Here is a 23,240-nt window from a genome sequence, read left to right on the forward strand (position 1 = left end):
TGCCCCCGGGATACTCGGTATGCATACTTGGTAGGCATGTCCATCCGTCATGGCCTGCTGGCCCTGCTGTCCCGGGGGCCCCGCTACGGCTACCAGCTCCGCGCCGAGTTCGAGGCGTCCACCGGCTCCACCTGGCCGCTCAACATCGGGCAGGTCTACTCCACCCTGTCCCGGCTGGAACGCGACGGCCTCGTCAGCCAGGTGGGCGCGGACGACGAGGGCCGGGTCGTCTACCGCATCACGACGGAGGGCGAGGCGGAGGTGCGCGAGTGGTTCGCCACCCCGATCGCGCGCGCCGACCGGCCGCGCGACGAGCTGGCGATCAAGCTGGCGATGGCGGTGACCGCGCCGGGCGTGGACGTGCGGGAGGTCGTGCAGACGCAGCGGACCGCCACCCTGCGGTCGCTCCAGGACCTCACCCGGCTCAAGGCCGAGGCGCCCGCCCTGCCCGAGGAGCCCGGCGAGCGCGCCTGGCGCCTGGTCCTGGAATCGATGATCTTCCAGGCGGAGGCCGAGGTGCGCTGGCTGGACCACTGCGAGTCGTTCATGATCCGCGTCGCGCACACCGCGCCCGCCCCCGCGCCCGCCCCCGATGACCCCGCGCCGACGCGTCCCCTCCCCGAGAAGGAGACCCGCCGGTGAGCGCCCTGGTGATGAACGCGGTGTCGCGCGACCACGGCTCCGGAGCCTCGCTGGTCCACGCGCTGCACGAGGTCAGCCTGACCGTGGAGCCGGGCGAGTTCGTCGCGGTGATGGGCCCGTCGGGCTCCGGCAAGTCCACGCTGCTGACGCTGGCCGGGGGACTGGACGCCCCCACCGACGGTCAGATCCTGGTCGAGGGGGTGGACCTGGCGCGGCTGCCGCGCAGGAAGGTCGCCGAACTGCGCCGCCGCCGCGTCGGCTACGTCTTCCAGGACCTCAACCTGATCCCGAGCCTCACCGCCGCCGAGAACGTCATGCTGCCGCGCGAGCTGGACGGCGTCCGCGCCCGCCAGGCCCGCCGCGAGGCGGTGCTCGCGCTGCGCGAGGTCGGCCTCGCCGAGCTGGCCGACCGGTTCCCCGAGGAGATGTCGGGCGGCCAGCAGCAGCGCGTCGCCATCGCCCGCGCCCTGGTGGGCGACCGCCGCCTGATGCTGGCCGACGAGCCGACCGGCGCGCTCGACAGCGCCACCGGCGAGGAGATCATGCGCGTGCTGCGGGCCCGCTGCGACGCGGGCGCGGCCTGCCTGATGGTGACGCACGAGTCCCGGCACGCCGCCTGGGCCGACCGCGTGGTGTTCCTGCGGGACGGCCGGATGGTCGACGCCACCGGCCCCCGCCCCGGTCCGGAGTCGCTGTTCCAGGAGGCCCGGTGAACACGGCCACGCTCCGGATCGCCTGGCGGGACGCGCGGCGGGCGAAGGGCCGCACCGCGCTGGTCGCCCTGATGATCGGCCTGCCGGTCATGATGATCACGGCGGTGGCGGTGCTGCTGCCCACCGCCGAGTGGTCGCTCCGGGAGGAGCTGCCCCACGAGCTGGGCCGCGCCGACGCCCGGATCAGCGGCGTCGCGCGGCAACCGGTCCAGCAGACCGGGCTCACCGAAGACGGGTACTCCGGGGGCGGGCAGGACGACCCCGCGAAGCCGTGGAGCGCCGAGGAGGTCCGGCGGCACGTCGCGGCCCGGTACGGCGACGGCGTCCGCGTGACGCCGGTGACCGACGCCGGCTGGCACCGGGTGCGGACGCCGCGCGGCGCGCTGGGCGTCAAGGCCACCGAGGTGGACCTGCGCGACCCGCTGACACGGGGGCTGTTCGACGTCGTCGCGGGACGGGTCCCGGCCGCGCCCGGGGAGATCGCGCTGGGCGTGGGGTTCGCCGAACGCGGCTTCCGGACCGGCGACACGGTGAGCGTCGACGGCGGCACCGCCAAGCGCCTGGTCGGGTTCGTGAAGTCCCCGCGCTTTCCGGGCGCGCCGGCCGCCGTCGCCGCGCCCGGCACGTTCGGCGGGCCCGACACGTTGACCCGCTGGCTGGTCGCCACGGGCAAGCCGGTGACCTGGAAGGACGTGCAGGCGCTGAACGCCGCCGGGCTCACCGTGCTGTCCCGCGCGGTCGTCGCCGACCCGCCCGACCGGCTGCGGCCGGAAACCGCCGACGGGAGACCGGGCACGGAGATCGCGATCAGCGCGATGGCCGTCGCGATGATCGTGCTGGAGGTCGTGCTGCTGGCCGGGCCCGCGTTCGCGGTCGGCCTGCGGCGGCGCCGCCGCGAGCTGGCGCTGGTCGCGGCCGTCGGCGGGCACGGCGGTCACCTGCGCGCGGTGGTGCTGGCGGGCGGTCTGGTGATCGGGGGTGTGGCCGCGCTGACCGGCGCGGCCACCGGCATCGGACTGGCCGCCGCCGTCGCCTGGCAGTCGGGGAACCTGAAGTCGGAGCCGTTCGGCCCGCTGGAGGTGCCCTGGCTCCAGGTGGCGGTGACGGTGGCGCTGGGCGCGGGCAGCGGCCTGGCGGCCGCGCTCGCCCCGGCGCTGCAGGCCGCCCGGATGAACGTGGTCGCCGCCCTGGCCGGACGCCGCGACCAGGTCCGCGCCCGCCGGGGCTGGCCGATCCTCGGCGGGCTGCTGGTCGGCGGCGGGATCGCGCTCAGCCTGCTCGGAGCGCGGATCTGGCTGGAGTTCGGCGCCGCGTTCGGCGCCATCGCGATCATCATCGGCTGCGTGATGATCGGGCCGTGGGTGGTCGGCGTGACCGGGCGCGTGGCCGGGGCGCTGCCGCTGCCGCTGCGCCTGGCGGTCCGCGACGGCGCCCGCAACCGGGGCCGCGCCGCCCCCGCCGTCGCCGCGATCATGGCGGCGGTCGCCGGGATCACCGTGCTGGCCATCGGCGCGGCCAGCGACTTCGAGCAGCAGCGCGTCGAGTACCGGCCCCGGCTGCCGATGGGCTCGACCGAGATCCGCGTCGACCCGACGCGGGAGCGGGACGTCCGGCGGGCGCTGGAGCGGGAGCTGCCCGGCGCCCCGTACGTGGCGCTGCGCTCCCTGCCCACCAGGGACAGCGGCTGCGGTGACGGCCCGCGGTCGGCGGCGCCGGACAACTGCCCGATGGTGGAGTTCACCCTGCCCGGCGACGGCGACGGGGTCATGGCCCCCGTCTACGGGGTCATGGTCGGCGGTCCGCGGGAGGCGCGCACGCTGCTCGGCCGCGACGTTCCCGAGGTGGCCGCCGCGCTCACGGCGGGCAAGGCCGTGCTGTTCCGCAGCCGGGTCCCGGCGGACGGGAAGGTCGCGGCCCGGGTGTTCCGCTTCGAGGCCGAGCAGGACAGGACACTGCGCGTCGTCCGGAACATCCCGGCCGTTCCCGGACCCGGCGGCCCGCATGTCCGCGCCCTCGTCCCGCCGCAGGTCGCGGCCCGCTTCGGGCTGACGCCCTTCACCGACCGGATCGGCGTCCACCACGCCGACCACATGGTCACCCGCGACGAGCAGGACCGGCTGACCGAACGCCTCGCCGGGATGACGCAGGAGACGGGCGAGCCGGGCATGGGGGTCTACGTCGAACGCGGCTTCGACGCCTCCAACCTGGTGCCCATGGCGATCCTGGCGGCGGCGGCCGGGGTGCTGGTGCTGGGCGCGTCACTGATCACCACCGGGCTGTCGGCCGCCGACGCCCGGCCGGACCTGGCGACCCTCGCCGCGATCGGGGCCCGGCCCCGCACCCGGCGGCTGCTGATGATGGGCCAGGCAGGGTTCGTCGCGGTGCTGGGCTGCTGGCTGGGCGTCGCCGCCGGGATCGTGCCGGGGATCGCGGTCGCCTGGCCGCTCACCAACCCGGCCAACAGCGGCCCCGCCGACGGGGCGACCGCGCACGGCACCATCGTGGAGATCCCGTGGGAGCTGCTGGGGACGGTCGGGGTGCTGGTCCCGCTGACGGCGATGCTGGCGGCCGGGCTGTTCACCCGGTCCCGGCTCCCGGTGGTGCGCCGGATGGCGGGTTGACCATCGCGCGGACCGCTTTCCGATACAAAAGGTTGGACAACCTGTCCCGTAACGACTTCGCAAAGAATTCACCCTACCGTTTTCGTGTCCGGTGTCCGATACTTGGCTAAAAGTCGCGAGGGGTGCGGCGTTCCCTGGGTTCCAGGGCGGATACTCATGGTGACCCGCGCCTGCGTGGCGGTGGGGCGGAGCGCATGAGCATCGAACGACTTCCCGGAGCCCGGGCCCCCGGGGGCCCGCGAACGTCGCAATTCCTTTCCGTGTCGGCATTTCCCTCGGCAGGTAATTCCCCGCACCTCATTGCGCGCCACGCGGGGGAATATGGCGGAGGGCCGTGAGGTGGCGGCCGCCGAACGCGCCGTTCGCCGCTGGAACAGCTGCGGGACGGCGTGGCTGGCGTTGCTGCGGCACGTCTGGGCCGCCGGCGAGGCGGGCATGGACGAGCACGGGCCCATCATCGAGGGGCCGCCGGTCCTCTTCGAGGTCAACGCGCTGAGCTGGGACGATCCCGTCCTGTGCCACCACGGCGACCGGATCCGGATGGCCCGGGCCGCCCGCGAGTCCGGCCAGCCGCGCGACCTGGTCCGCCGGGTCGAGCCGGGCGACGCCCCGGCCGGCTACTCGGTCCGGCTGCGGGACCTGCAGGGCGTCGACCAGATCCGCTGGGTCACCGACCTGCTGCGCGCCCGGCCCTGGACGACCAGCGCGTGGATCTCGCTCACCGTTCCCGGCGAACCCGTCGACGCGGTGCCCTGCCTGGCGGCGCTGTCGTTCCGCATCCGGGGCTACCAGCTGATCATGACGGCGATGTTCCGGTCGCAGAACGCCTACCGCGCCTACCTGTCCTACATCCCGCTGCGCGGCGTGCAGGTGGCGGTGGCCGAAGGGCTGGGACTGCCGGTGGGGCCGATGCGGGTCTTCGTGGACGTGCCCTACGTGGCGGTGGCCGACGCCGAGCGCGTGGCGGCGATCCTGACCGCCTCCCCGGCCCCCGAACCGAACGCCGCCTGACAACGGTCCCGGTGGTCGCGGTGCGGTGGTGTCCGGGGATTGCGCGGGTGGGCCCCGAACGTTCGGCCCGCCGCGTCACGGGCGACACCGCTACCATCGGTGGTCACAGGCGTGTCGCGGGACGAGTCGGCATCGCCGCCAACCGGTTCTCCGAGCCGGGATAGACTCGCTTCCAGGCGGGACACGACGAGGTGGACTCGCGATTCTGCACGCACACCCCACACATCTACTCCTCGAAGGACTGTTCCTTGAGTAAGCCTGTCGTCCTCGTCGCAGAAGAACTCTCTCCGGCCGGCATCGCCGTCCTCGAAGCCGACTTCGAGGTCCGGCACGTCGACGGCGCCGACCGCGCCGCGCTCCTGCCGGCCGTCGAAGACGTCGACGCGCTGATCGTGCGGAGCGCCACCAAGGTCACCGCCGAGGTGTTCCAGCACGCCCGGAAGCTGCGTGTGGTCGCCCGTGCCGGCGTCGGCCTCGACAACGTCGACGTCGAGGCCGCCACCAAGGCGGGCGTCATGGTCGTCAACGCGCCCACCTCCAACATCGTCACCGCCGCCGAGCACGCCATCGCGCTGCTGCTGGCCATCGCCCGGAACGTTCCGCAGGGCCACTCCGCGCTCAAGCAGGGCGAGTGGAAGCGCTCCAAGTACACCGGCGTCGAGCTGCAGGGCAAGACCGTCGGCGTCCTCGGCCTCGGCCGCATCGGCGTGCTGGTCGCGCAGCGGCTGGCCGCGTTCGACATGAACGTGATCGCCTACGACCCGTACGTGCAGGCCGCCCGCGCCGCCCAGCTCGGCGTGAAGCTGGTGCCGCTGGACGAGCTGCTGCGCGAGAGCGACTTCATCACCGTCCACCTGCCCAAGACCCCCGAGACCCTCGGCCTCATCGGCGACCGCGAGCTCCACCAGGTCAAGCCGAGCGTCCGCGTCGTCAACGCCGCGCGCGGCGGCATCGTCGACGAGACCGCCCTGGACCTCGCCCTCAAGGAGGGCCGCGTCGCCGGCGCGGGCATCGACGTGTTCTCCACCGAGCCGTGCACCGACAGCCCGCTGTTCCACCACGACAACGTCGTGGTCACCCCGCACCTCGGGGCCAGCACCCACGAGGCGCAGGAGAAGGCGGGCACCCAGGTCGCCCGTTCGGTGCGGCTGGCGCTGTCGGGCGAGTTCGTGCCCGACGCCGTCAACGTCCAGGGCGGCGCGGTCGCCGAGGACGTCAAGCCCGGCCTGCCGCTCGCCGAGAAGCTCGGCCGCATCTTCACCGCCCTGGCCGGGGGCGTCCCGGTCCGCTTCGACGTGGTGGTGCGCGGCGAGATCGCCGAGCACGACGTCAAGGTGCTGGAGCTGGCCGCGCTCAAGGGCCTGTTCCTGGACGTGACCGAGGAGGCGGTGACGTTCGTCAACGCCCCGCTGCAGGCCCGCGACCGCGGCGTCGAGGTCACCCTCACCACCAGCGAGGACAGCCCCGACTGGCGCAACGTCGTGCAGGTCCGCGGCACCATGGCCGACGGCTCGGTGGTGTCGGTGTCGGGCACCCTGTCCGGTCCCAAGCACATCGAGCGGATCATCGAGATCAACGGCTACGACATGGAGCTGGGCCCGACCCCGCACATGGCGTTCTTCACCTACGTCGACCGGCCCGGCATCGTCGGCACCGTCGGCCGCCTGCTCGGCGACGCGGGTGTCAACATCGCCAGCATGCAGGTCGGCCGGGACGCCAAGGGCGGCCGGGCGCTGATGGCGCTCACCGTCGACTCGGCGCTCCCGCCGCAGCTGGTCGAGGCCATCTGCGCCGAGGTCGGCGCGGACATGGGCCGCCGGGTGAACCTGGACGGCTGACCGTTCCCCGTCGAACGCCGCGATCTCGCACCGGGATCGCGGCGTTCGCGTTTCCGCAGGTCAACGCTGTGACTGTCTCATCATGTGAGAAGTTCGGCCACCGGTCGGGACAGCCGGGAACGCGCCGGGTACCGTGAGGTGTAGTCATGCGGCGCTTCGTAGTGATCCTTCGCTGCCGCAGCGGGGCCTGATCGGCAGGCCGGCGACCCGCTGCGGAGCGAGTGCTGCCGGCCATGCGACCGCCCGGCGCGCGGGCCGTGCGAACCACGGCGACCCGGCCGAGGCCCCGAACCAGCCGACACGACCATCACACGGAGCATCCCCATGCACGCTTCCACGCACCACGTCGCGCCGTCCTCCGACGACTCCCAGGATGAGGCGGCCCGCGCCCTGCAGACCGCGCTGGACCGCCGCGACAACGGCGGCGCGTCCGGCCGCTGAGCCCCGCTTGCCCCCTGATCTTCCGCGGTGTAGGCAGGGGGCATGAACGGTGAGGCGGCCACGGCCGACGACGTCCGGGAGGTCCTGGCCCGCAACGCGGAGCTCGGGCCCTACTTCACGGTCGTCACCGACCCGGCCGAGTCCGCCGACCCGACCTGGCGGCCCCTGCCCGAGCACGACCCCGGACACCTGGGCGGGCTGGTGGACGCCTACGCCGGACGCCTCGGCACCGCCGACCGCCGCGTGGCCGCCTCGATCCTGTTCCAGGGACTGGCGTCGCGGCTGTGGTCCCCGGCGGTCGCGGCGGCGGCGCGGGGGATCGTCCCCGACCTGTCGTCGCTGCACTGGCGGTGGGCCCCCGGCGCGCCGGTCGCGCTGTGGCTGGCCGATCCGCGCGGGTGGCGCGCGGACGCGCCCGCCGCGCTCGTGCACCGCGCGGTGGTGGACGGGCAGCTGCGCCCGCTCCGCAAGACGCTGCTGGCGGTGGTCAAGCTGGCCGACGGCCTGCTGTGGGGGAACGCCGCCTCCGCGCTGGTCGGCACGGCGCACGCGGGCGGGCGGCGCCCCGAGCTGGCCGCCCCGATCCGCGCCCTGACCGAGGACCTGCTGACACGCGAGCCGTTGCGGGGAACGGGAGCGTTCACCCGCGACGGCTTCGCGCGCCGGAGCTGCTGCCTGTACTACAAGGTCCCGCCGGGCGGCGAGATGTGCGGCGACTGCGCCCTGCTGCCGCGCTGAGCGGTCAGGCCGCGACGGCCTCCGGCGACGGCCGCCGGGCGAGCGAGCGCTCCGTCAGGTGGCCGAACAGCAGGCCCAGCGTCGCCCACAGGGCGATCTGGACGCCCAGCGAGGCCACGCGGAAGTCCCACAGCACCGTCGCCGGGAAGCCGTCGGCCACCGCGTCGGGCCGGGGCGTCAGCCGGAACACGACCGCCAGCACGACGGCGAAGCCGACCGCGCTGACGACGGAGGCGTTCCACGCGCCCAGCCTCGGCGCGAGCCGCCGCCCGGCGATGACGGCCGCCGTCGTCGCCAGGACGCCGAGCGCCACCATCGAGAAGTACAGCGCCGTACGGCCGCCGATGGTGTCGGGGTCACCGACCGCCGGGGGAGTGGCCGGGTACTTCAGGAACGGCACCAGCACCACCGCCACGAACCCGGCCAGCGCGACCAGGGCCGAGGTGGCGCGGGCGCCCAGCGCGCCGAGCCGCCCGTAGGCGAACGCGAACGCGATGGCGAACAGCCCGCCGACCGCCACCCCGTAGAAGCCCATCGCCGTGATCAGCCCGATGGTCTGCTGCGCGGTGCGGCTGACCGGGGCCTCCTCGGCGGGTTCGGCGGCCGCGCCGTGGTGGGCGTGCCCGGCGGCCCTGGACTCCTCGAACGCGATGGCGTGCCCGACCTGCGGCTCCCCGTAGATCCAGGCGATGGCCAGCGCCACCGCGGCGGCGGCCGGCCCGACGAGCATGCCGCGGACCAGCAGTGATCTCATCATGATGCGCGCGACCCGGGCCGGTCAGTGGCAGGGGAAGCCGAGCAGGTGGCGCCCGTCGTGGGTGAACTCGTGCACCCAGTCGCCGCCGAACAGGGAGGTGGCGCCCTGCTCCGCGCCGACGAAGTAGATCAGCACCAGGCCGAGGACGGCGGCGAGCACCGCCCACGGGACGACCTCGCGCACGGGGACGCGGACCGGCGCCGGCCGGGACTGCTGCGCGGACGGAACGGCGGACTGGGCCATGTCGACGATCTCCTCACGGGGTTCACTCGCCCCGGTACGCGGAGGACGACGGAGCAGTTCCTGACTTCCCGGGCCGCTCCGCGCGGGAGGCGGCCGGGTCACAGTGGCGGGACCGTCCCGGAATCGCACCGGGTTCCTGCGGAGCCGTCGCCTCGATGTTGACTTGTTCGCCCAGAGCGTCCCCTGTGCGAGGTTCGGCGTCAAGTCGCGGTACGGCCCGCCCGTCCGCGCCGGTTCCGCCGTGGAACGCTCATCTTGAATGGTGAGACCATTTCTCATGAGTTGAGACGTTGCGGTAGAGTGCGCGCATGGCTTCCCGCAGCATCCGGCTGGCCGTCATCCCTGGTGACGGTATCGGCCCCGAGGTGGTCGCGGAAGGGCTGAAGGTTCTCGACGCCGTGGCCCCCGCGTTCGACCTGACGTTCGAGCAGACCGCCTACGACCTGGGCGCCGCCCGCTGGCACCGCACCGGCGAGGCGCTCCCGGACTCGGTGCTGGAGGAACTGCGGGGCCAGGACGTCATCCTGCTCGGCGCGGTCGGCGACCCGAGCGTCCCGAGCGGCGTGCTGGAGCGGGGCCTGCTGCTGCGCACCCGGTTCGAGCTGGACCACTACGTCAACCTGCGGCCGGTCAAGCTGTTCCCCGGCGTCCAGACCCCGCTGGCCGGGATCAAGCCCGAGGACATCGACATGGTCGTCGTCCGCGAGGGCACCGAGGGCCCCTACACCGGCGTCGGCGGCGTGCTGCGCAAGGGCACCCCGCACGAGGTCGCCACCCAGGAGAGCGTCAACACCGCGTTCGGCGTCGAGCGGGTCGTCCGGTACGCGTTCGAGGTCGCCGCCAAGCGCCCGCGCAAGCGGCTGACCCTCGTCCACAAGGACAACGTCCTCACCTTCGCCGGCGACCTCTACCAGCGGGTCCTGAAGCGGGTCGGCGCGGAGTACCCGCAGGTCACCACCGACTACTGCCACGTCGACGCGGCCACGATGTTCTTCGTCAACCAGCCGCAGCGCTTCGACGTCGTCGTCACCGACAACCTGTTCGGCGACATCATCACCGACATCGGCGCGGCCATCGCGGGCGGGATCGGCCTGGCCGCATCCGGCAACGTCAACCCCGACCGCACCGCCCCGTCGATGTTCGAGCCGGTCCACGGCAGCGCGCCCGACATCGCCGGGCAGGGCAAGGCCGACCCGACCGCCACGGTCCTGTCGGTCGCCATGCTGCTGGACCACGTCGGCGAGGCCGAGGCCGCCCGCCGCGTCGAGCGGGCCGTCGCCGAGGACCTGGCCGAGCGCCGCGGGCAGGGCGCCCGTTCCACGGCGCAGATCGGCGACGCCATCGCCAAGCGAGTATCCGGCTAGCGGCGCGCCACCCGCCGGACGGGACACTCCGGGCGCGCCCCACGGCGCGCCCGGTTTTTTCGTGCGCGCACCGTGATCGAGGGGTGGGTCTCGACGAAGTACGACAATAAGGACTAAGGAATGCCGAGCGGCAACGGGGCCGCCCAGGCGATCCGCGAGAGGACCTCATCATGAGCAGCACCCTGGACTTCGACATCCGGCCCAATCCGCGGCCGACGCCCGCCGCCGAGCGTGAGCGCATCCTGGAGAACCCGGGATGGGGGCAGCACTTCACCGACCACATGGTCACCATCCGTTACTCGGCGGACAAGGGCTGGCACGACGCGCGGCTGGAGCCCTACGGTCCGCTCGCGCTCGACCCGGCCTCCCAGGTCCTGCACTACTCGCAGGAGCTGTTCGAGGGCCTGAAGGCCTACCGGCAGGCCGACGGCTCGGTCGTCACGTTCCGGCCGTTCTCCAACGCCGCCCGCATGAACCGCTCGGCCCGGCGGATGGCGATGCCGGACATCCCCGAGGAGCTGTTCGTCCGGGCGCTGGAGGTCCTGGTCTCCACCGACCGGGACTGGGTCCCCGACCAGCCGGGCCACAGCCTGTACCTGCGGCCGTTCATGTTCGCCACCACCCGCGCGCTCGGCGTCAACCAGCCCGCGCAGGAGTACCTGTTCGTGGTGATCGCCTCTCCGTCCGGCAACTACTACGCGCGCGGCATCAGGCCGGTCACCGTCTGGCTGTCGCAGACCTACACCCGCGCCGCCCCCGGCGGCACCGGCGAGGCCAAGACCGGCGGGAACTACGCCGCCTCGTTCGCCGGGCAGGCCGAGGCCGTCGCGCACGGCTGCGACCAGGTCGTCTGGCTGGACGCCGTCGAGCACCGCTGGGTCGAGGAGGTGGGCTCGATGAACCTGATGTTCGTCCTCGGCTCCGGCTCGGGCGCCCGCCTGCTCACCCCGGCCCTCACCGGCACGCTGCTGCCGGGCATCACCCGCGACTCGATGCTCAAGCTCGCGCCCGACCTCGGCATCCCGGTCGAGGAAGGCAAGATCAACATCGACGAGTGGCAGGCCGGCTGCGAGTCCGGCGAGATCACCGAGGTGTTCGGCTGCGGCACCGCCGCGATCATCAGCCCGGTCGGCGCGGTCCGGGGGGCCGACCGCGAGTGGACGATCGGGAACGGCGAGCCCGGCGAGCTCTCCATGAGGCTGCGCGAGGAGCTGCTGGGCATCCAGTCCGGCACCCGCCCCGACCCCTACGGCTGGATCCACCGGATCATCTGACGGTCCCCGAACGCGGAAACGCCGCCCCCGGAAGGCTCCGGTGGGCGGCGTTCGCCGTTCCGGGAGGCGGATGAGACCCCTTCGTCCCACATTGTGAGACGCGATGTGACGAAAGTGAGACGGGTATGGCAGACTGGCCGACATCATGCGCCACAGCCTCGTGATTATCGGCTGGCGCGCCGGCATCTGAACGGGACACCGCCGGCGCGCAGACCTCTCACGTCCGTGAGGGGTCTTTTTGTTTCCCCGGACACGGGATCGCCACGGGCCGGCCACAACACCCCGAGGGGGACTACTCATGCAGGGCGACGCCTTCCACGTCTACGACACCACACTGCGCGACGGGTCGCAGCAGGAGGGGCTCAACCTCACCGTGGCCGACAAGCTGGCCATCGCCCGGCACCTCGACGACCTCGGCGTCGGGTTCATCGAGGGAGGCTGGCCCGGCGCCAACCCCAAGGACACCGAGTTCTTCAGGCGCGCTCGAACAGAGCTGCGCCTGAACAACGCGCAGCTCACCGCGTTCGGCGCGACCCGCCGGGCCGGTCTGAAGGCCGCCGACGACCCCCAGGTGGCCGCCCTGCGCGACTCCGGCGCGCCGGTCGTGACGCTCGTCGCCAAGAGCCACGACCGGCACGTCGAACTGGCCCTCCGCACGACGCTGGAGGAGAACCTCGCGATGATCCGCGACACGGTCTCCCACCTGCGTGCGGAGGGCCGGCGGGTCTTCCTGGACGCCGAGCACTTCTTCGACGGCTACGCCGCCAACCGCGCCTACGCGCTGGAGGTCGTGCGCACCGCCGCCGAGGCCGGGGCCGACGTCATCGCGCTGTGCGACACCAACGGCGGCATGCTCCCCGACGAGCTCGCCGACGTCGTCCACGACGTGGTCTCCGTCGGCGCCCGCGTCGGCATCCACTGCCACGACGACTCCGGCTGCGCCGTGGCCAACACCCTCGCGGCGGTGCGGGCCGGGGCCACCCACGTCCAGGGCTGCGCCAACGGCTACGGCGAGCGCAGCGGCAACGCCAACCTGTTCACCGTCGTCGGCAACCTCCAGCTCAAGCGCGGCATGCGCCTGGTCTCCGCCGACCAGCTCGCCCGCATGACCCGCATCGCGCACTCGGTCTCCGAGGTCACCAACATCGCGCCCAGCTCCCAGCAGCCGTACGTGGGGCTGTCGGCGTTCGCCCACAAGGCGGGCCTGCACGCCTCGGCGATCAAGGTGGACCCGGACCTGTACCAGCACATCGACCCCGCCGTCGTCGGCAACGACATGCGCATGCTGGTCTCCAGCATGGCCGGGCGCGCCTCGGTCGAGCTGAAGGGCCGCGAGCTGGGCTACGACCTGTCCGGCGACCGCGCCCGGCAGGTCGTCGACAAGGTCAAGGAGCTGGAGAACGTCGGCTACACCTTCGAGGCCGCCGACGCGTCGTTCGAGCTGCTGGTCCGCGAGGAGCTGACCGGCGTGCGGCAGCGGCACTTCGAGGTCGAGTCCTGGCGCACCATCGTCGAGCGCCGCTCCGACGGCGCCATGGTGTCGGAGGCCACCGTCAAGCTGCACGCCAAGGGCGAGCGGATCATCGCCACCGGCGAGGGCAACGGCCCCGTCAACGCCCTGGACAACGCCCTGCGCACCGCCCTGGAGCGGCTGTTCCCCGAGCTGGCCCGGATGGAGCTGGTCGACTACAAGGTCCGCATCCTGGAGGGGACCCACGGCACCCACGCCCGCACCCGCGTGCTGATCGAGTCCTCCGACGGCGAGCACGAGTGGGGCACCGTCGGCGTCGCGGACAACGTCATCGGCGCGTCCTGGCAGGCGCTGGAGGAGGCGGTGTCGTTCTGCCTGCTGCGCGCGGGCTACGAGGCGGGGTGACCGACGGGAATTTCCCGCCGCGGCCGGGCCTTGTCCGGGCATGGGCATTGAGATCACCAACAACGCCGACGCGGGCCGGTACGAGATCCGCACCGACGGCGAGCTCGCCGGTTTCGCCGAGTACCGGCTGCGCGGCGACGGCACCACCGTCTTCACGCACACCGAGATCGACCCGGGGTTCGAGGGGCGGGGCCTCGGCGGCAAGCTGGCCCGGGGCGCGCTGGACGACGTGCGGGGACGCGGCGTGAAGACGGTGCCGCTGTGCCCGTTCATCAAGGGGTGGATCGAGAAGCACCCCGACTACCAGGACCTCGTCGCCTGACCGACGGCCGCCGGACACCTCCGGCGGCCGTCGCCGTCTCAGGCCTTGGGCTCGGCGCTCTGGATCACCTCGAAGCCCCACACCTCGGCCGCGGTGGCGGCCGGGCCGCCGCGACCGTGGCCGTGCCCCTGACCGTGCCCCTGGGCCTCGGCGTCCTTGGCGGCCTGCGCGTGCCCGTGCCGGAACGCCTGGCTCTCGGTCCAGCGCGTGAAGTCCTCCTCGCTGCGCCACTGGGTGACGACCAGGTACCGGTCGAACCCCTCGGTGGGCCGCAGCAGCCGGAACCCCTCGAAGCCCTCGGCGGACTCCACCAGCCCGGCCCGCCCCGCGAACCGCCGCTCCAGCTCCTCGCGCCGCTCGGCGGGCACGGTCAGCACGTTGATCTTGACCACGGACACGGGCAACCCCCTTCGTAGACGACCGTCTCGACCCTATCCAGCCGCCGCCCGGCCGCTCATCCGGCCCGCAGCCGTGTCGCCGGCGGCTCCGACAGGCGGACCCAGCCGGCCAGCGCCGCCTCCTTCACGTGGACGCGGGTGCGCGCGTAGCCGGCCGGCCCGGTCCGGTCGCCGCCGTGGCGGACGACGTGCTCGTAGACGAACTCCGAGACGATGAACCCCAGGTCCGCGCCCGTCTCCCGCAACCGGGCCTTGAGCGCGGGCGCCTCCAGCAGCCGCGCGGTCTGGATGATCGCGCTGCCGGAGACGCCGCGCGGGTCCCGTTCGACCGGGCCGACGTGCAGCGCCGCGCGCAGCTGCAGCCACCGGGCGTCGCCGGGGCCGGCGCCGGCCTCCCGGTTGTACCGCCGCAGCCCGTCCGCCAGCCGGTCCCGCACCGGGTCGACCAGCAGCCGGGTCGGCGTCCACGGCGGCGCGACCACCAGCGCCCCGTCGCCCCGGTCCTCGACGTGCAGCGCGTCCAGCCCCGGCAGGGGAGCGGCGAACGCCTCCTCCAGCAGCCCGTACATGCGCGCCCGGACGATCCCGCGGTCCCGGTCGTCACGCGCGCGCGACCCGAACCCCGCGATGTCGGTGAACAGGATCGAGCAGTGCCCCTCCGGCCACGCCCGCCGCCAGGCCGCCTCCGGCCATCCGGGCGGTCCGGCGCGTTCCTCGGTGAGCCTGCGGTACAGCGTCCGCTCCAGCTCGCCGGGCATCCGGGGGTGGGCGTCGAGGAAGTCCAGGAACCGCGCGGCCGGCGCCACCAGCACGTGGCAGTCGTGAACGGCCGTGACCGTGGCCGAGCGGCGCCGCACCCGCAGCGAGGCGCGTTCCCCGATGATCTCGCCGGGGCCGCGCAGCGCGACGGACCGCTGCCACCGCCCGGCACGCACCGACACCCGCACCAGCCCGGACAGCAGCACGAACACGTGGTCGGCGGGGTCGCCCTCGCGGCACAGCACGGTCCCGGCGGGAAGGACCGCCTCGTGGGCCAGGTCCAGCAGGGTGCGCAGCTCACCGGTGGACAGGCCGCGCGCGAACGCCGTTCCCTCCGGGCCCCCGGGCGTCCCGACCGGTGAGGGGACCGCCGGGAGGGGCGCGGGGAGCGGCGCGGGGGCGTCCGCCACGACCGCGTCCCGGAGGAGCCGCACGCTCCTCGCCCAGGTGAAGCCGAACACCGGCACGCCCGCCACGAGCAGCGTCCCGCCCGCCGCCGCGCCCCACGGCCCGGCGACCAGCCCGCCCGCCGCGACGGCCGCGACCAGCGCCGCGGCCGCGAGCAACCCCCCGACCAGCAGACTCCCCATCCCGCCTCCTCACGGCGGTCGTCCGGCCCCGTACATACAATCGCCATACGAAAACCTGATGCAACTTGCATGCTAACTTGTCCATGTATGAGGGAACGCTGCTTTTTCGGCAGGTTTCTGTATCGTCGAGTGCGGGAAGCATCCGAGTACGCGCCGCCCGCCACCCCCGGGTCACGCGTCCGTCCGGCACGGGAGGGCCGCCCATGACGAAGCCCGGAGCCACCTCCGAGACCCCCGGCCGGGACGGTGAGCGGGATCGGCCCGGCGTCCCGGGCGCGCCCAGCGGCAAGCGGGTGACGGTCAACCTCACCGGCAAGGCGGCGCGGGCCCTGGAGGACGTCCAGGAGATCACCGGTTACAACGCCACCGACAGCATCAACCGGGCGTTGCAGGTCTACGCCTACCTGGAGGAGCTCACCCGGGACGGCGGCGAGCTCCTCTACCGCGACGGCGGCGGCCGGTTGGAGCGCATCCGCTTCCTGTGACGGCTACCCCTCGACGATCCGCGGCAGCGGGGCGTCCAGGGCCTTCCCGATCGGCTTCTGGAACAGCGCGCCCGAGGGCGAGTCGTCCAGCGGCCGCCGCCGGTCGACGAACGCGAACCCCTGCCGCCGGTAGTAGGCGTGCAGTTCGAGGTTGTCGCTCCAGACGTCGATGCGGATCGACCGGACGCCGGGGCGCTCCCGGTGCCCCCGGTGCCCCGCCCAGTTGATCAGCTCGGCGCCCAGCCCGATCCCGGCGTAGGCCCGGTCGATCACCAGCCGGTGCAGGTAGACGGCCTCCTGCTCCAGCTCCCGCGCGGTCCACAGCAGGTCGCTGCCGAACGGGCACAGCGTCACCGTGGCCACCGGCCGCCCCCCGTGGCGCAGCAGCCAGGTATGGCCGCTGAGCAGCCCCTCGTGGATGCGTTTGCGCCGGCCGTCCGGTGACGGCCACGGCCGGCGCCACTGCGTGGTGTCCTTCTCCTTCCGCAACCACGCGGCGGCCCGGTCGATGAGCCGCAGGACGGTGTCCAGATCCCCGGTCCCGGCCGGCCGGATCAGGAACGGCCCGGCGTCGTCGAGGTCGTCGCCCCCCGGGGGGACCCGTTCGGAGCGGATCCCTGCGTCGATGCTCACGTCTCGTCGTTCTCCAGAAGGTTCCGGCCCCGTACCCGCCGGGTGGCGGGGGTGGGGGCCTGTCGTGGAACGCCCGGCGCCGGCGGAGGTTCGGCCGGCTCTCCGCGCCGGTCCGGCGGCGGGCGCGCGCCGTCCGCGTCAGCGGACGGGGTCCTCGTCCCCAGCGGTCCCCCCGTCCCCGTCGCGGGTGGCCGCCGGGGTCTGCCTGATGCGCTCGGGCACCTTCCCCAGGTCGTAGTGGAGCCGGTTGCGGTCGGCGGGCCAGGTCGTCTCGGTGAGCCGGAACGCCTGGCCGTCGCGGGAGTAGGCCGTCCGGATCGTCTTGAAGACCACGTCGGAGGCCGCCTCCCCGAGACCGAACAGCCGCTTCTCCTCGTCGGTGGGGACGCGCGCCTGGATCTCGTCGTGGTAGCCGACCTCCCGGTAGCCCAGGGTCTTCCCGAGATAGCGCACCGCCCCCTCGGGGATGTCGGTGGGCTCCAGCAGCCGGGGGGCCCCTTCCTGCGCGAAGCTCAGCGGGTAGTACGAGATCTGCAGCGACCACGGTTCGTTGTCGATCAGGTGGTGCTGCTTGCGGGAGATGATCGCCGTCCCCTCGGGGATCTGGAGGTACCAGGCGATCACCGTGGAGGCGGTGGTGATGCCCACCTCGACCGCGGAGCTCTCCCACTCGCGTCCCTGCACCACGGCGTCCTGCCGGTAGTGCTCGCCCTCGCCGCCGCCGGGGCCCTCGCCCGGCTGGGACGCCGACAGGGTCACGTGGAACGGCTCGGACCGGAAGACGACGAACGTCCCCTTGCCCTGCTCCGAGACCACGTGGTTGCGGCCCGCCAGCCACTTCAGCGCGTCGCGCACCGCGTTGCGGGAGGCGGTGTAGGTCTCCTGGAGCTCCAGCTCGCTGGGGAGCCTGCGACGGCCGCTGTCGTCGGGCGGGAAGTCGCCCTCCTGGATGCGCCTGAGCAGGTCGTCGGCGATGTCACGCCATCGTGCCGGTCTCGCCTGGGCCATCGGTCCGTGTCCCTCCCGGCCGCGCCCGGAACGCGCGGCACGCCGTCGAGGTGCTGCGGCCGGACCTCCGCCTCCCCACCGGTCGGGAGAAGTGAAGATCCATAAATGATGTATGTCCTTTTGATGTGTTGATAACCAAGTAAAAGGGTATCGGTCGAGATAGCAACTTGTCGGAACAAGTTGAACAGAGGAACAGGGCGAGCAACTGTATCAGCCGAACGGCTGAACCGCCGGTAGAACTTGCATTACCGGTATGACCGAACCACGTGATCTCGCTGAGGCGGCCCAGATGATCACAATCCCCCCGTCCGTCGCTCTCATCGTTCTCTGCGGCTGCGTCGCGTACGCGGCCTTCGCCGTGTGCGTGTTCCGTATGGGCCGGTGCTCCCGGCGCGTGGAGTTCCACGCCGAGCGCTCCGGACCCACCCGTGGAGCCCTCCTCGCGTGGGCCACCCCGCGCGGGACCGGGCGTCCCGCGCGATCCGCAGCCCCGAGCGCCCCGCCCGTGCCCCGTGGTCACGGATGACGGGACGCCGTTCGAAGGAGATGTCGCGGTGGAAGACAGAGCGCTGGACGGCGGTCGGGCGTGGAGCGTCCGGGACGTCCCGGCGATCCGCCCGGCCGGCGGCCCGTCACCGGTGGACTTCCTCGACGACCGGCCCGGTGCGGCGGCCGAGGTCCGGGTGGACCGGGTGGTCCTGGAACCGGCTCCCGGCGTCCGGCCCGGCCGAGCCGGCCGAGCCGGCCGAGCCGGCCGACCCGCCCGACCCGGTCGAGTCGGACGGGAACTGCCGGCCCTCGTGGTCGCCCTGGTCGCCCTCGTGGTCGTCGTGCGCGCCGGACGCCGGGTCGGCGCGCCCGCATGGCTGACGCTGGTCTGCTCGGTCGCGGTGTTCGGAATGGCGGTGCTACCGGAAGCCGTTCGGCGGCGCGAGTGAATGGGCGTGCCCGCTCCGGGGGTGGCGGGCGCGGCCGAATTCAGGAAACGGAGGAAAGGGGGACGGCGGGCGGCGGCCCGGTCGGCCGACCGGGCTGTTCGGCCTGCCCAGAAAGTCGACACCAAAGGTGAGTCGCCTCATAATGCATGAAAGCGGCAGAAAGGGACGCGTTGTGAGTGGGACCGCCTTGCCCCCGCACCATCTCGATCCGCGACTCGAAGTCTTCCATCCCTACCTCTCGGCCACGGTCGAGGCGCTCCAGGCCGTGGGCGTCCGGGTCGCCGGGTCGTGGCTCGATCCCATGGCCCCACGCGACGCCACCATTCGCCTCGCGGACGGTCGGGCGCTGGTCTGGGACGAGGAGACCGGATGGCGGGTCGGCGGGTATGTGCGCGGGGAGGCGGGCGTGCGCACCGAACTGGCCGACGTCCGCCATCTCGGCGGCGGGGTGCTGCCCACCCCCTGGGAGGTGGTCGAGAGGCTCCTCGTCGGGATGGGTGAGCCGCTCGTGCGGTATCGCTCCTACGACGACGAGCCCGAGCGGGTCGATCGGCAGGCGCGTCGCTACCGGGTGAACCCCGGCTTGTCAGAAGGTTTTACCGGCGTGTCGTGGGCGGGAAAACCCACTCTGATCTTGAGTTATCACGCTGGGTAATCAACCCATCACGGACAAGGGTCGCACATCCCGGCTAAAGTGGTGGCGGAAATCACGTTTGACGGCCACCATGAGTGGCCCCGGCCGCGTGTTGATCCCGCGGCCGGCCGACCGAGACCGACCCGGAGTGAACCTATGCCTGTTCGACCCTGCAGTCCCGAGACCGTGGTGACCACCACGGACGGGCCCTGGGCCGACGTGTCCTTCGGGCTGGGCGAGTTGTACGAGCTTGAAGGCGATCTGGCCCAGGCCGCCGAGTGGTACCGCGAGGCGGCCGAGTCCGGACGGGCCGACGCCGCGCTGCGGCTGGGCGACGTGCTGGGACGGCTGGCCGACGAGCGGCTGCCCGCCGCGCCCGACACCGCCGAGGAACTGCTGGCCGAGGCCACCCGCTGGCTCAGCGGCGCGCCGGCCGCCTCCTCGCCCGACGCCATCGAGCTGATCACCGAGATGCTCGACCGGCACCACCGCTGGGCCGCGCGGCGCGGGCTGGAGCCCGGCCCCGCGAGCTGACCAGGTCAAGATCCGGCACGGGGTGAACCGAACGGCCCTGCGCATCGTCGGATTCCAGTGAGACCGAATGTCCCTGGAAGGTGACCAGTTGAGCGGCGAGGAACCCGGGCGCGTCCCCCCGGACCACAAGACGACCACCGAGTTCGAGATCCCTGCCGCGCGGCCCGATGAGCCCGCGGCGACGGCGGAGCCCGCCGGGGACCAGGGCGAGGCGACCGTCGTCGACCGGCCGATCGACCCCGGCGACACCGCCCGGGACGACGTCCGGAACGACTGGGACGACCTGCGGGACGACCCGGACGCCACGGCCTTCGACGTTCCCCGGAGCCCTTCCCCGGCGGGCGAGGCCCCGACCGAGACGGACGCGACCGTCACCGACTTCCGCTCCGAGGGCGGGCCGGGCGCCGGGGCCGACGAGCCCCCCGCCACCGTCGTCGACCTCCGCAAGGAGCGGGCGGAGGGCCCGCCGCTCCTCGCGGACGTTCCGGAGGCGCCCTGGACCGCGCAGTTCGGGGCGGAGGCGGCCGAGACCACCGGGGAACGTCCCGGGCCTCCCGTCGGACCCGCCGCGGCCGGGTCGGCCGCCGCCGAGGCCCCGACCGCCCCCACGCCCGTCGGCCCCACGCCGTCGCACCTGCAGGCCGAGGCCCCCACCGCCCCGCACGGGGCGCGTCCCGCCGAGTCGCCCGCCGGGCCCCCGCCGCCGGGCCCGCCGCCCGCGCCGGGGCGGGAGGGACGGGGACGCTCCCGCAAGCCCGCCGTGCTGGTCGCCGCCGTGGCGGCCGTGCTCATCGTCGGCGCGGGCGCGGCGGCGGCGCTGGTGCTCAGCCGGGGCGAGGACGACCCCTCGCCGACCCGCGCGCAGCCCACCTCGCCCGCCGCGACCACGCCCCCGGCCACCCCGACGACTCCGGGCGCGACGCCCACCACGGGTCCGGCCGCGCAGCCGACCGCGGCGCCGACGTCCCCGGGCACGCAGCCCGCGCCCGGGCAGCAGCCCACCGCGCCGTCCACCACCACGCCGCCCACCGCGCCGCCCACCACCGCCCCGGTCGGTCCGCTCCGCACCGGCGACGGGATCACCTACCAGCTCGTCCAGCAGGACCCCGGCTACTTCGAGAGCCGCATGGTGATCACCAACCGGTCGACCCGGCCGCTGCGGTCCTGGAAGATCACCTTCGAGGCGCCGGGCGCGAACGTCCGCAACATCTGGGGCGGACGGCTGGTGCGCCGCGGCTCCAAGGTGGAGATCCACAACCTGCCCGACGGCGTCCCGCTGCCGCCCGGGGCCACCTGGCAGATCCAGTACGGCGCGTCCGGCACCCCCGTGGACCCGAAGGGCTGCCGGCTCGGCGACAAGCCCTGCGGCTTCTGAGCCGCCCCCGGCCCTGGTGACCCCGGCGGCCCCGCCACCGGGGTCACCAGGGCCGTTAGGCTGACGGCCATGCGTATCGCGAGGTTCTCCACCGACGGGGGCATGGCCTTCGGGGTGGTCGAAGAGAACACCATCGCCGTCATCGCGGCCCACCCCTTCGGGGAGCTGGAGTTCACCGGGCAGCGGCTCCCGCTGCCCGACGTGCGGCTGCTCGCGCCGATCCTGCCCAGCAAGGTCATCGCGATCGGCAAGAACTACGCCGAGCACGCCCGCGAGATGGGCGGCGAGCCCCCGGCCGAACCGGTGATGTTCGCCAAGCCGTCCACGTCCGTGATCGGCCCCCGGGAGGCCATCGCCTACCCGGAGAAGCTGACCCGGCGCGTCGACTACGAGGGCGAGCTCGCCATCGTGATCGGCCGCATGGTCCGCGAGGTGCCCGAGTCCCGCGCCCACGAGGCGATCCTCGGCTACACCTGCGCCAACGACGTCACCGCCCGCGACCTGCAGAAGAAGGACGGGCAGTGGACGCGGGCCAAGGGCTTCGACACGTTCTGCCCGCTCGGCCCGTGGATCGAGACCGAGGTGGATCCCTCCGACCTGGCCATCAGGACGCTGGTCAACGGAGAGGTCCGGCAGGACGCCCGCACCTCCCGGCTCGAACACGACATCCCGGCCCTGGTCGCCTACGTCAGCCAGGTCATGACCCTGCTGCCCGGCGACGTCATCCTCACCGGGACCCCGGCCGGCGTCGGCCCGCTGGAGATCGGCGACGAGGTCACCGTCAGCATCGAGGGCGTGGGCGACCTCACCAACCGCGTCATCGCCCGCGACTGACGGCGTTTTTGTCGTACGGCGTCCCTAGGGTGTCCCCGGGACGCCGTACGACTTTTCCAAGGGGGTGCCGTGGGGTTCACCGGCTTCGGCGACGAGTCCTTCGCGTTCTACGAGGGGCTGCTCGCCGACAACAGCAGGTCCTACTGGGCGGAGCACAGGGAGACCTACGAACGGCACGTCCGCGCGCCGATGGCGGAGCTGTGCGCCGAGCTGGAGGACGAGTTCGGCGCCGCCAAGATCTTCCGGCCCTACCGCGACGTCCGGTTCAGCAAGGACAAGACCCCCTACAAGACGCACCAGGGGGCCATCACCGAGCAGGGGTTCTACGTCGAGATCGACGCCGACGGGATCCTGGTGGCGGGCGGGATGTACATGCCGGGCACCGAGCAGCTGCACCGGTACCGGGCGGCCGTGGACGAGGACCTGTCCGGCAAGCCGCTGGCGGCGATCGTCGAGGGGCTGCGCGACGCCGGGCTGGAGGTCAACGGGGACGTCCTCAAGACCCGCCCGCGCGGCACCCCGCCCGACCATCCCCGGCTGGAGCTGCTGCGGCACCGGTCGCTGTACGCCAGCGCGGGCTGGCCCGCCGACCCGTGGACGCGCACCCCCGAGGTCGTGGAACGCGTCCGGAGCGCCTGGCGGACGCTGCGGCCGCTGATGGGCTGGTTCGACCAGCATGTCGGGCCGTCCGACCTCGTCCGTTGAGCGAGTGACGGGAGGGGCGGGACGGCCGGGCGGACCGGGTATTCGTTTTGGCGTTCCCCCGAAGGTGCGCTAATCTCTTCGAGGCGCGAGCGAAACGGACCGGACCCGGAGACGGGCCGGAAAGTCCAGCTCACGGCACTGGGGTATGGTGTAATCGGCAGCACGACTGATTCTGGTTCAGTTAGTCTAGGTTCGAGTCCTGGTACCCCAGCTGGTTCGCTCACCGGCTGGTGAACGAGTCCGCAAGCCCCCGTCGTCTAGTGGCCTAGGACGCCGCCCTCTCAAGGCGGTAACGGCGGTTCGAATCCGCTCGGGGGTACGCACGGAGCCACGAAGCCCTGGTCGCTCAGGCGGTCGGGGTCTTCTTGTGGAGACGTCGCGACGACGCGCCCCTGTCGTCTAGTGGCCTAGGACGCCGCCCTCTCAAGGCGGTAACGGCGGTTCGAATCCGCTCAGGGGTACCTCGGTGAAGGCCCCGACCGGTGACGGTCGGGGCCTTCGGCGTTC

General features: G+C 73.2%; 23 protein-coding genes, 3 tRNA genes and 1 riboswitch. Of the genes, 20 read left to right on the plus strand and 6 right to left on the minus strand.

The annotated features are described in order from the left end of the window. Positions 1 to 36: 36 nt before the first annotated feature. The 6 genes from HNR61_RS04155 to HNR61_RS04180 all read left to right on the plus strand — a co-directional run bounded on the left by HNR61_RS04155 (position 37) and on the right by HNR61_RS04180 (position 8,004). A complete protein-coding gene (locus tag HNR61_RS04155) occupies positions 37 to 642 on the plus strand; it encodes a PadR family transcriptional regulator (RefSeq protein ID WP_182841717.1) in 606 nt (201 codons plus the stop codon). Then, on the plus strand, positions 639 to 1,355 hold the full coding sequence (locus HNR61_RS04160; RefSeq protein WP_312897759.1) for an ABC transporter ATP-binding protein: 717 nt from the start codon (positions 639 to 641) through the stop codon (positions 1,353 to 1,355). The genes HNR61_RS04155 and HNR61_RS04160 overlap by 4 nt, the downstream gene beginning before the upstream one ends. Beyond that, the gene (locus HNR61_RS04165; RefSeq protein ID WP_182841718.1) at positions 1,352 to 3,976 is read left to right on the plus strand and encodes an FtsX-like permease family protein; all 2,625 of its coding nucleotides are present in this window, start codon (positions 1,352 to 1,354) and stop codon (positions 3,974 to 3,976) included. Before HNR61_RS04160 ends, HNR61_RS04165 begins: the two co-directional genes overlap by 4 nt. Before the next feature lie 321 nt (positions 3,977 to 4,297). After that, the gene (locus HNR61_RS04170) at positions 4,298 to 4,987 is read left to right on the plus strand and encodes a thymidylate synthase family protein (RefSeq protein ID WP_182841719.1); all 690 of its coding nucleotides are present in this window, start codon (positions 4,298 to 4,300) and stop codon (positions 4,985 to 4,987) included. A gap of 248 nt (positions 4,988 to 5,235) precedes the next feature. Further along, on the plus strand, positions 5,236 to 6,825 hold the full coding sequence (serA, locus tag HNR61_RS04175; RefSeq protein WP_182841720.1) for a phosphoglycerate dehydrogenase: 1,590 nt from the start codon (positions 5,236 to 5,238) through the stop codon (positions 6,823 to 6,825). Positions 6,826 to 7,308: 483 nt separating this feature from the next. After that, the gene (locus HNR61_RS04180; RefSeq protein WP_182841721.1) at positions 7,309 to 8,004 is read left to right on the plus strand and encodes a (2Fe-2S)-binding protein; all 696 of its coding nucleotides are present in this window, start codon (positions 7,309 to 7,311) and stop codon (positions 8,002 to 8,004) included. Positions 8,005 to 8,008: 4 nt separating this feature from the next. Here the strand turns inward: HNR61_RS04180 and HNR61_RS04185 are convergent, their stop codons facing one another. Further along, positions 8,009 to 8,761, minus strand: coding sequence for a CbtA family protein (locus tag HNR61_RS04185; protein WP_182841722.1), 753 nt, complete (start codon positions 8,759 to 8,761; stop codon positions 8,009 to 8,011). A gap of 21 nt (positions 8,762 to 8,782) precedes the next feature. After that, positions 8,783 to 9,004, minus strand: a complete 222-nt coding sequence (locus tag HNR61_RS04190; protein WP_182841723.1) for a CbtB domain-containing protein — start codon at positions 9,002 to 9,004, stop codon at positions 8,783 to 8,785. Positions 9,005 to 9,058: 54 nt separating this feature from the next. Beyond that, a riboswitch (cobalamin riboswitch) is annotated at positions 9,059 to 9,143 on the minus strand. Positions 9,144 to 9,312: 169 nt separating this feature from the next. On the opposite strand from HNR61_RS04190, the gene HNR61_RS04195 reads away from it, so the two are divergent. From HNR61_RS04195 to HNR61_RS04210, 4 genes are all read left to right on the plus strand, one after another. Further along, positions 9,313 to 10,368, plus strand: coding sequence for a 3-isopropylmalate dehydrogenase (locus HNR61_RS04195; protein ID WP_182841724.1), 1,056 nt, complete (start codon positions 9,313 to 9,315; stop codon positions 10,366 to 10,368). A gap of 170 nt (positions 10,369 to 10,538) precedes the next feature. Then, on the plus strand, positions 10,539 to 11,642 hold the full coding sequence (locus HNR61_RS04200; RefSeq protein WP_182841725.1) for a branched-chain amino acid aminotransferase: 1,104 nt from the start codon (positions 10,539 to 10,541) through the stop codon (positions 11,640 to 11,642). Between the two features lie 298 nt (positions 11,643 to 11,940). Continuing rightward, on the plus strand, positions 11,941 to 13,518 hold the full coding sequence (gene cimA / locus HNR61_RS04205; RefSeq protein WP_182841726.1) for a citramalate synthase: 1,578 nt from the start codon (positions 11,941 to 11,943) through the stop codon (positions 13,516 to 13,518). A gap of 40 nt (positions 13,519 to 13,558) precedes the next feature. After that, complete coding sequence (locus HNR61_RS04210; protein WP_182841727.1) at positions 13,559 to 13,840, plus strand: GNAT family N-acetyltransferase; 282 nt, start codon at positions 13,559 to 13,561, stop codon at positions 13,838 to 13,840. Positions 13,841 to 13,878: 38 nt separating this feature from the next. On the opposite strand, the gene HNR61_RS04215 is transcribed toward HNR61_RS04210, so the two are convergent. Continuing rightward, positions 13,879 to 14,238, minus strand: coding sequence for an antibiotic biosynthesis monooxygenase family protein (locus HNR61_RS04215; RefSeq protein WP_182841728.1), 360 nt, complete (start codon positions 14,236 to 14,238; stop codon positions 13,879 to 13,881). Positions 14,239 to 14,294: 56 nt separating this feature from the next. Next, a complete protein-coding gene (locus HNR61_RS04220; protein ID WP_182841729.1) occupies positions 14,295 to 15,587 on the minus strand; it encodes a cyclic nucleotide-binding domain-containing protein in 1,293 nt (430 codons plus the stop codon). A gap of 203 nt (positions 15,588 to 15,790) precedes the next feature. Between HNR61_RS04220 and HNR61_RS04225 the strand changes: the two genes are divergently transcribed. Next, the gene (locus HNR61_RS04225) at positions 15,791 to 16,072 is read left to right on the plus strand and encodes a hypothetical protein (protein WP_220508889.1); all 282 of its coding nucleotides are present in this window, start codon (positions 15,791 to 15,793) and stop codon (positions 16,070 to 16,072) included. Positions 16,073 to 16,075: 3 nt separating this feature from the next. Here HNR61_RS04225 and HNR61_RS04230 read toward each other — a convergent pair whose 3' ends face one another. After that, on the minus strand, positions 16,076 to 16,705 hold the full coding sequence (locus HNR61_RS04230; protein WP_182841730.1) for a GNAT family N-acetyltransferase: 630 nt from the start codon (positions 16,703 to 16,705) through the stop codon (positions 16,076 to 16,078). Positions 16,706 to 16,843: 138 nt separating this feature from the next. Next, positions 16,844 to 17,713: a GntR family transcriptional regulator gene (locus tag HNR61_RS04235; RefSeq protein ID WP_182841731.1), complete on the minus strand. Its 870-nt coding sequence runs from the start codon at positions 17,711 to 17,713 to the stop codon at positions 16,844 to 16,846. 554 nt (positions 17,714 to 18,267) lie between these two features. Here HNR61_RS04235 and HNR61_RS04240 point away from each other — a divergent pair. The 9 genes from HNR61_RS04240 (at position 18,268) to HNR61_RS04280 (ending at position 23,194) form a co-directional block, all read left to right on the plus strand. Next, a complete protein-coding gene (locus tag HNR61_RS04240; RefSeq protein ID WP_182841732.1) occupies positions 18,268 to 18,651 on the plus strand; it encodes a hypothetical protein in 384 nt (127 codons plus the stop codon). A 172-nt stretch (positions 18,652 to 18,823) separates the two neighbouring features. Further along, the gene (locus tag HNR61_RS04245) at positions 18,824 to 19,306 is read left to right on the plus strand and encodes a DUF6292 family protein (RefSeq protein ID WP_182842337.1); all 483 of its coding nucleotides are present in this window, start codon (positions 18,824 to 18,826) and stop codon (positions 19,304 to 19,306) included. 135 nt (positions 19,307 to 19,441) lie between these two features. Beyond that, positions 19,442 to 19,819: a tetratricopeptide repeat protein gene (locus tag HNR61_RS04250; RefSeq protein WP_067818631.1), complete on the plus strand. Its 378-nt coding sequence runs from the start codon at positions 19,442 to 19,444 to the stop codon at positions 19,817 to 19,819. A gap of 88 nt (positions 19,820 to 19,907) precedes the next feature. Then, on the plus strand, positions 19,908 to 21,194 hold the full coding sequence (locus tag HNR61_RS04255) for a cellulose binding domain-containing protein (protein ID WP_182841733.1): 1,287 nt from the start codon (positions 19,908 to 19,910) through the stop codon (positions 21,192 to 21,194). Positions 21,195 to 21,263: 69 nt separating this feature from the next. Continuing rightward, positions 21,264 to 22,028, plus strand: a complete 765-nt coding sequence (locus tag HNR61_RS04260) for a fumarylacetoacetate hydrolase family protein (RefSeq protein WP_182841734.1) — start codon at positions 21,264 to 21,266, stop codon at positions 22,026 to 22,028. A gap of 69 nt (positions 22,029 to 22,097) precedes the next feature. Then, positions 22,098 to 22,733 (plus strand): DUF2461 domain-containing protein, encoded by a 636-nt coding sequence (locus tag HNR61_RS04265; protein WP_182841735.1) that lies wholly within the window; start codon positions 22,098 to 22,100, stop codon positions 22,731 to 22,733. A gap of 139 nt (positions 22,734 to 22,872) precedes the next feature. Beyond that, a tRNA-Gln gene (locus HNR61_RS04270) sits at positions 22,873 to 22,944 on the plus strand. A gap of 35 nt (positions 22,945 to 22,979) precedes the next feature. Beyond that, positions 22,980 to 23,052 (plus strand) — tRNA-Glu (locus HNR61_RS04275). A gap of 69 nt (positions 23,053 to 23,121) precedes the next feature. Next, positions 23,122 to 23,194, plus strand: a tRNA-Glu gene (locus tag HNR61_RS04280). Positions 23,195 to 23,240: the final 46 nt, after the last annotated feature.

The sequence above is a fragment of the Actinomadura kijaniata genome, from assembly GCF_014138665.1.
GTDB lineage: Bacteria > Actinomycetota > Actinomycetes > Streptosporangiales > Streptosporangiaceae > Spirillospora > Spirillospora kijaniata.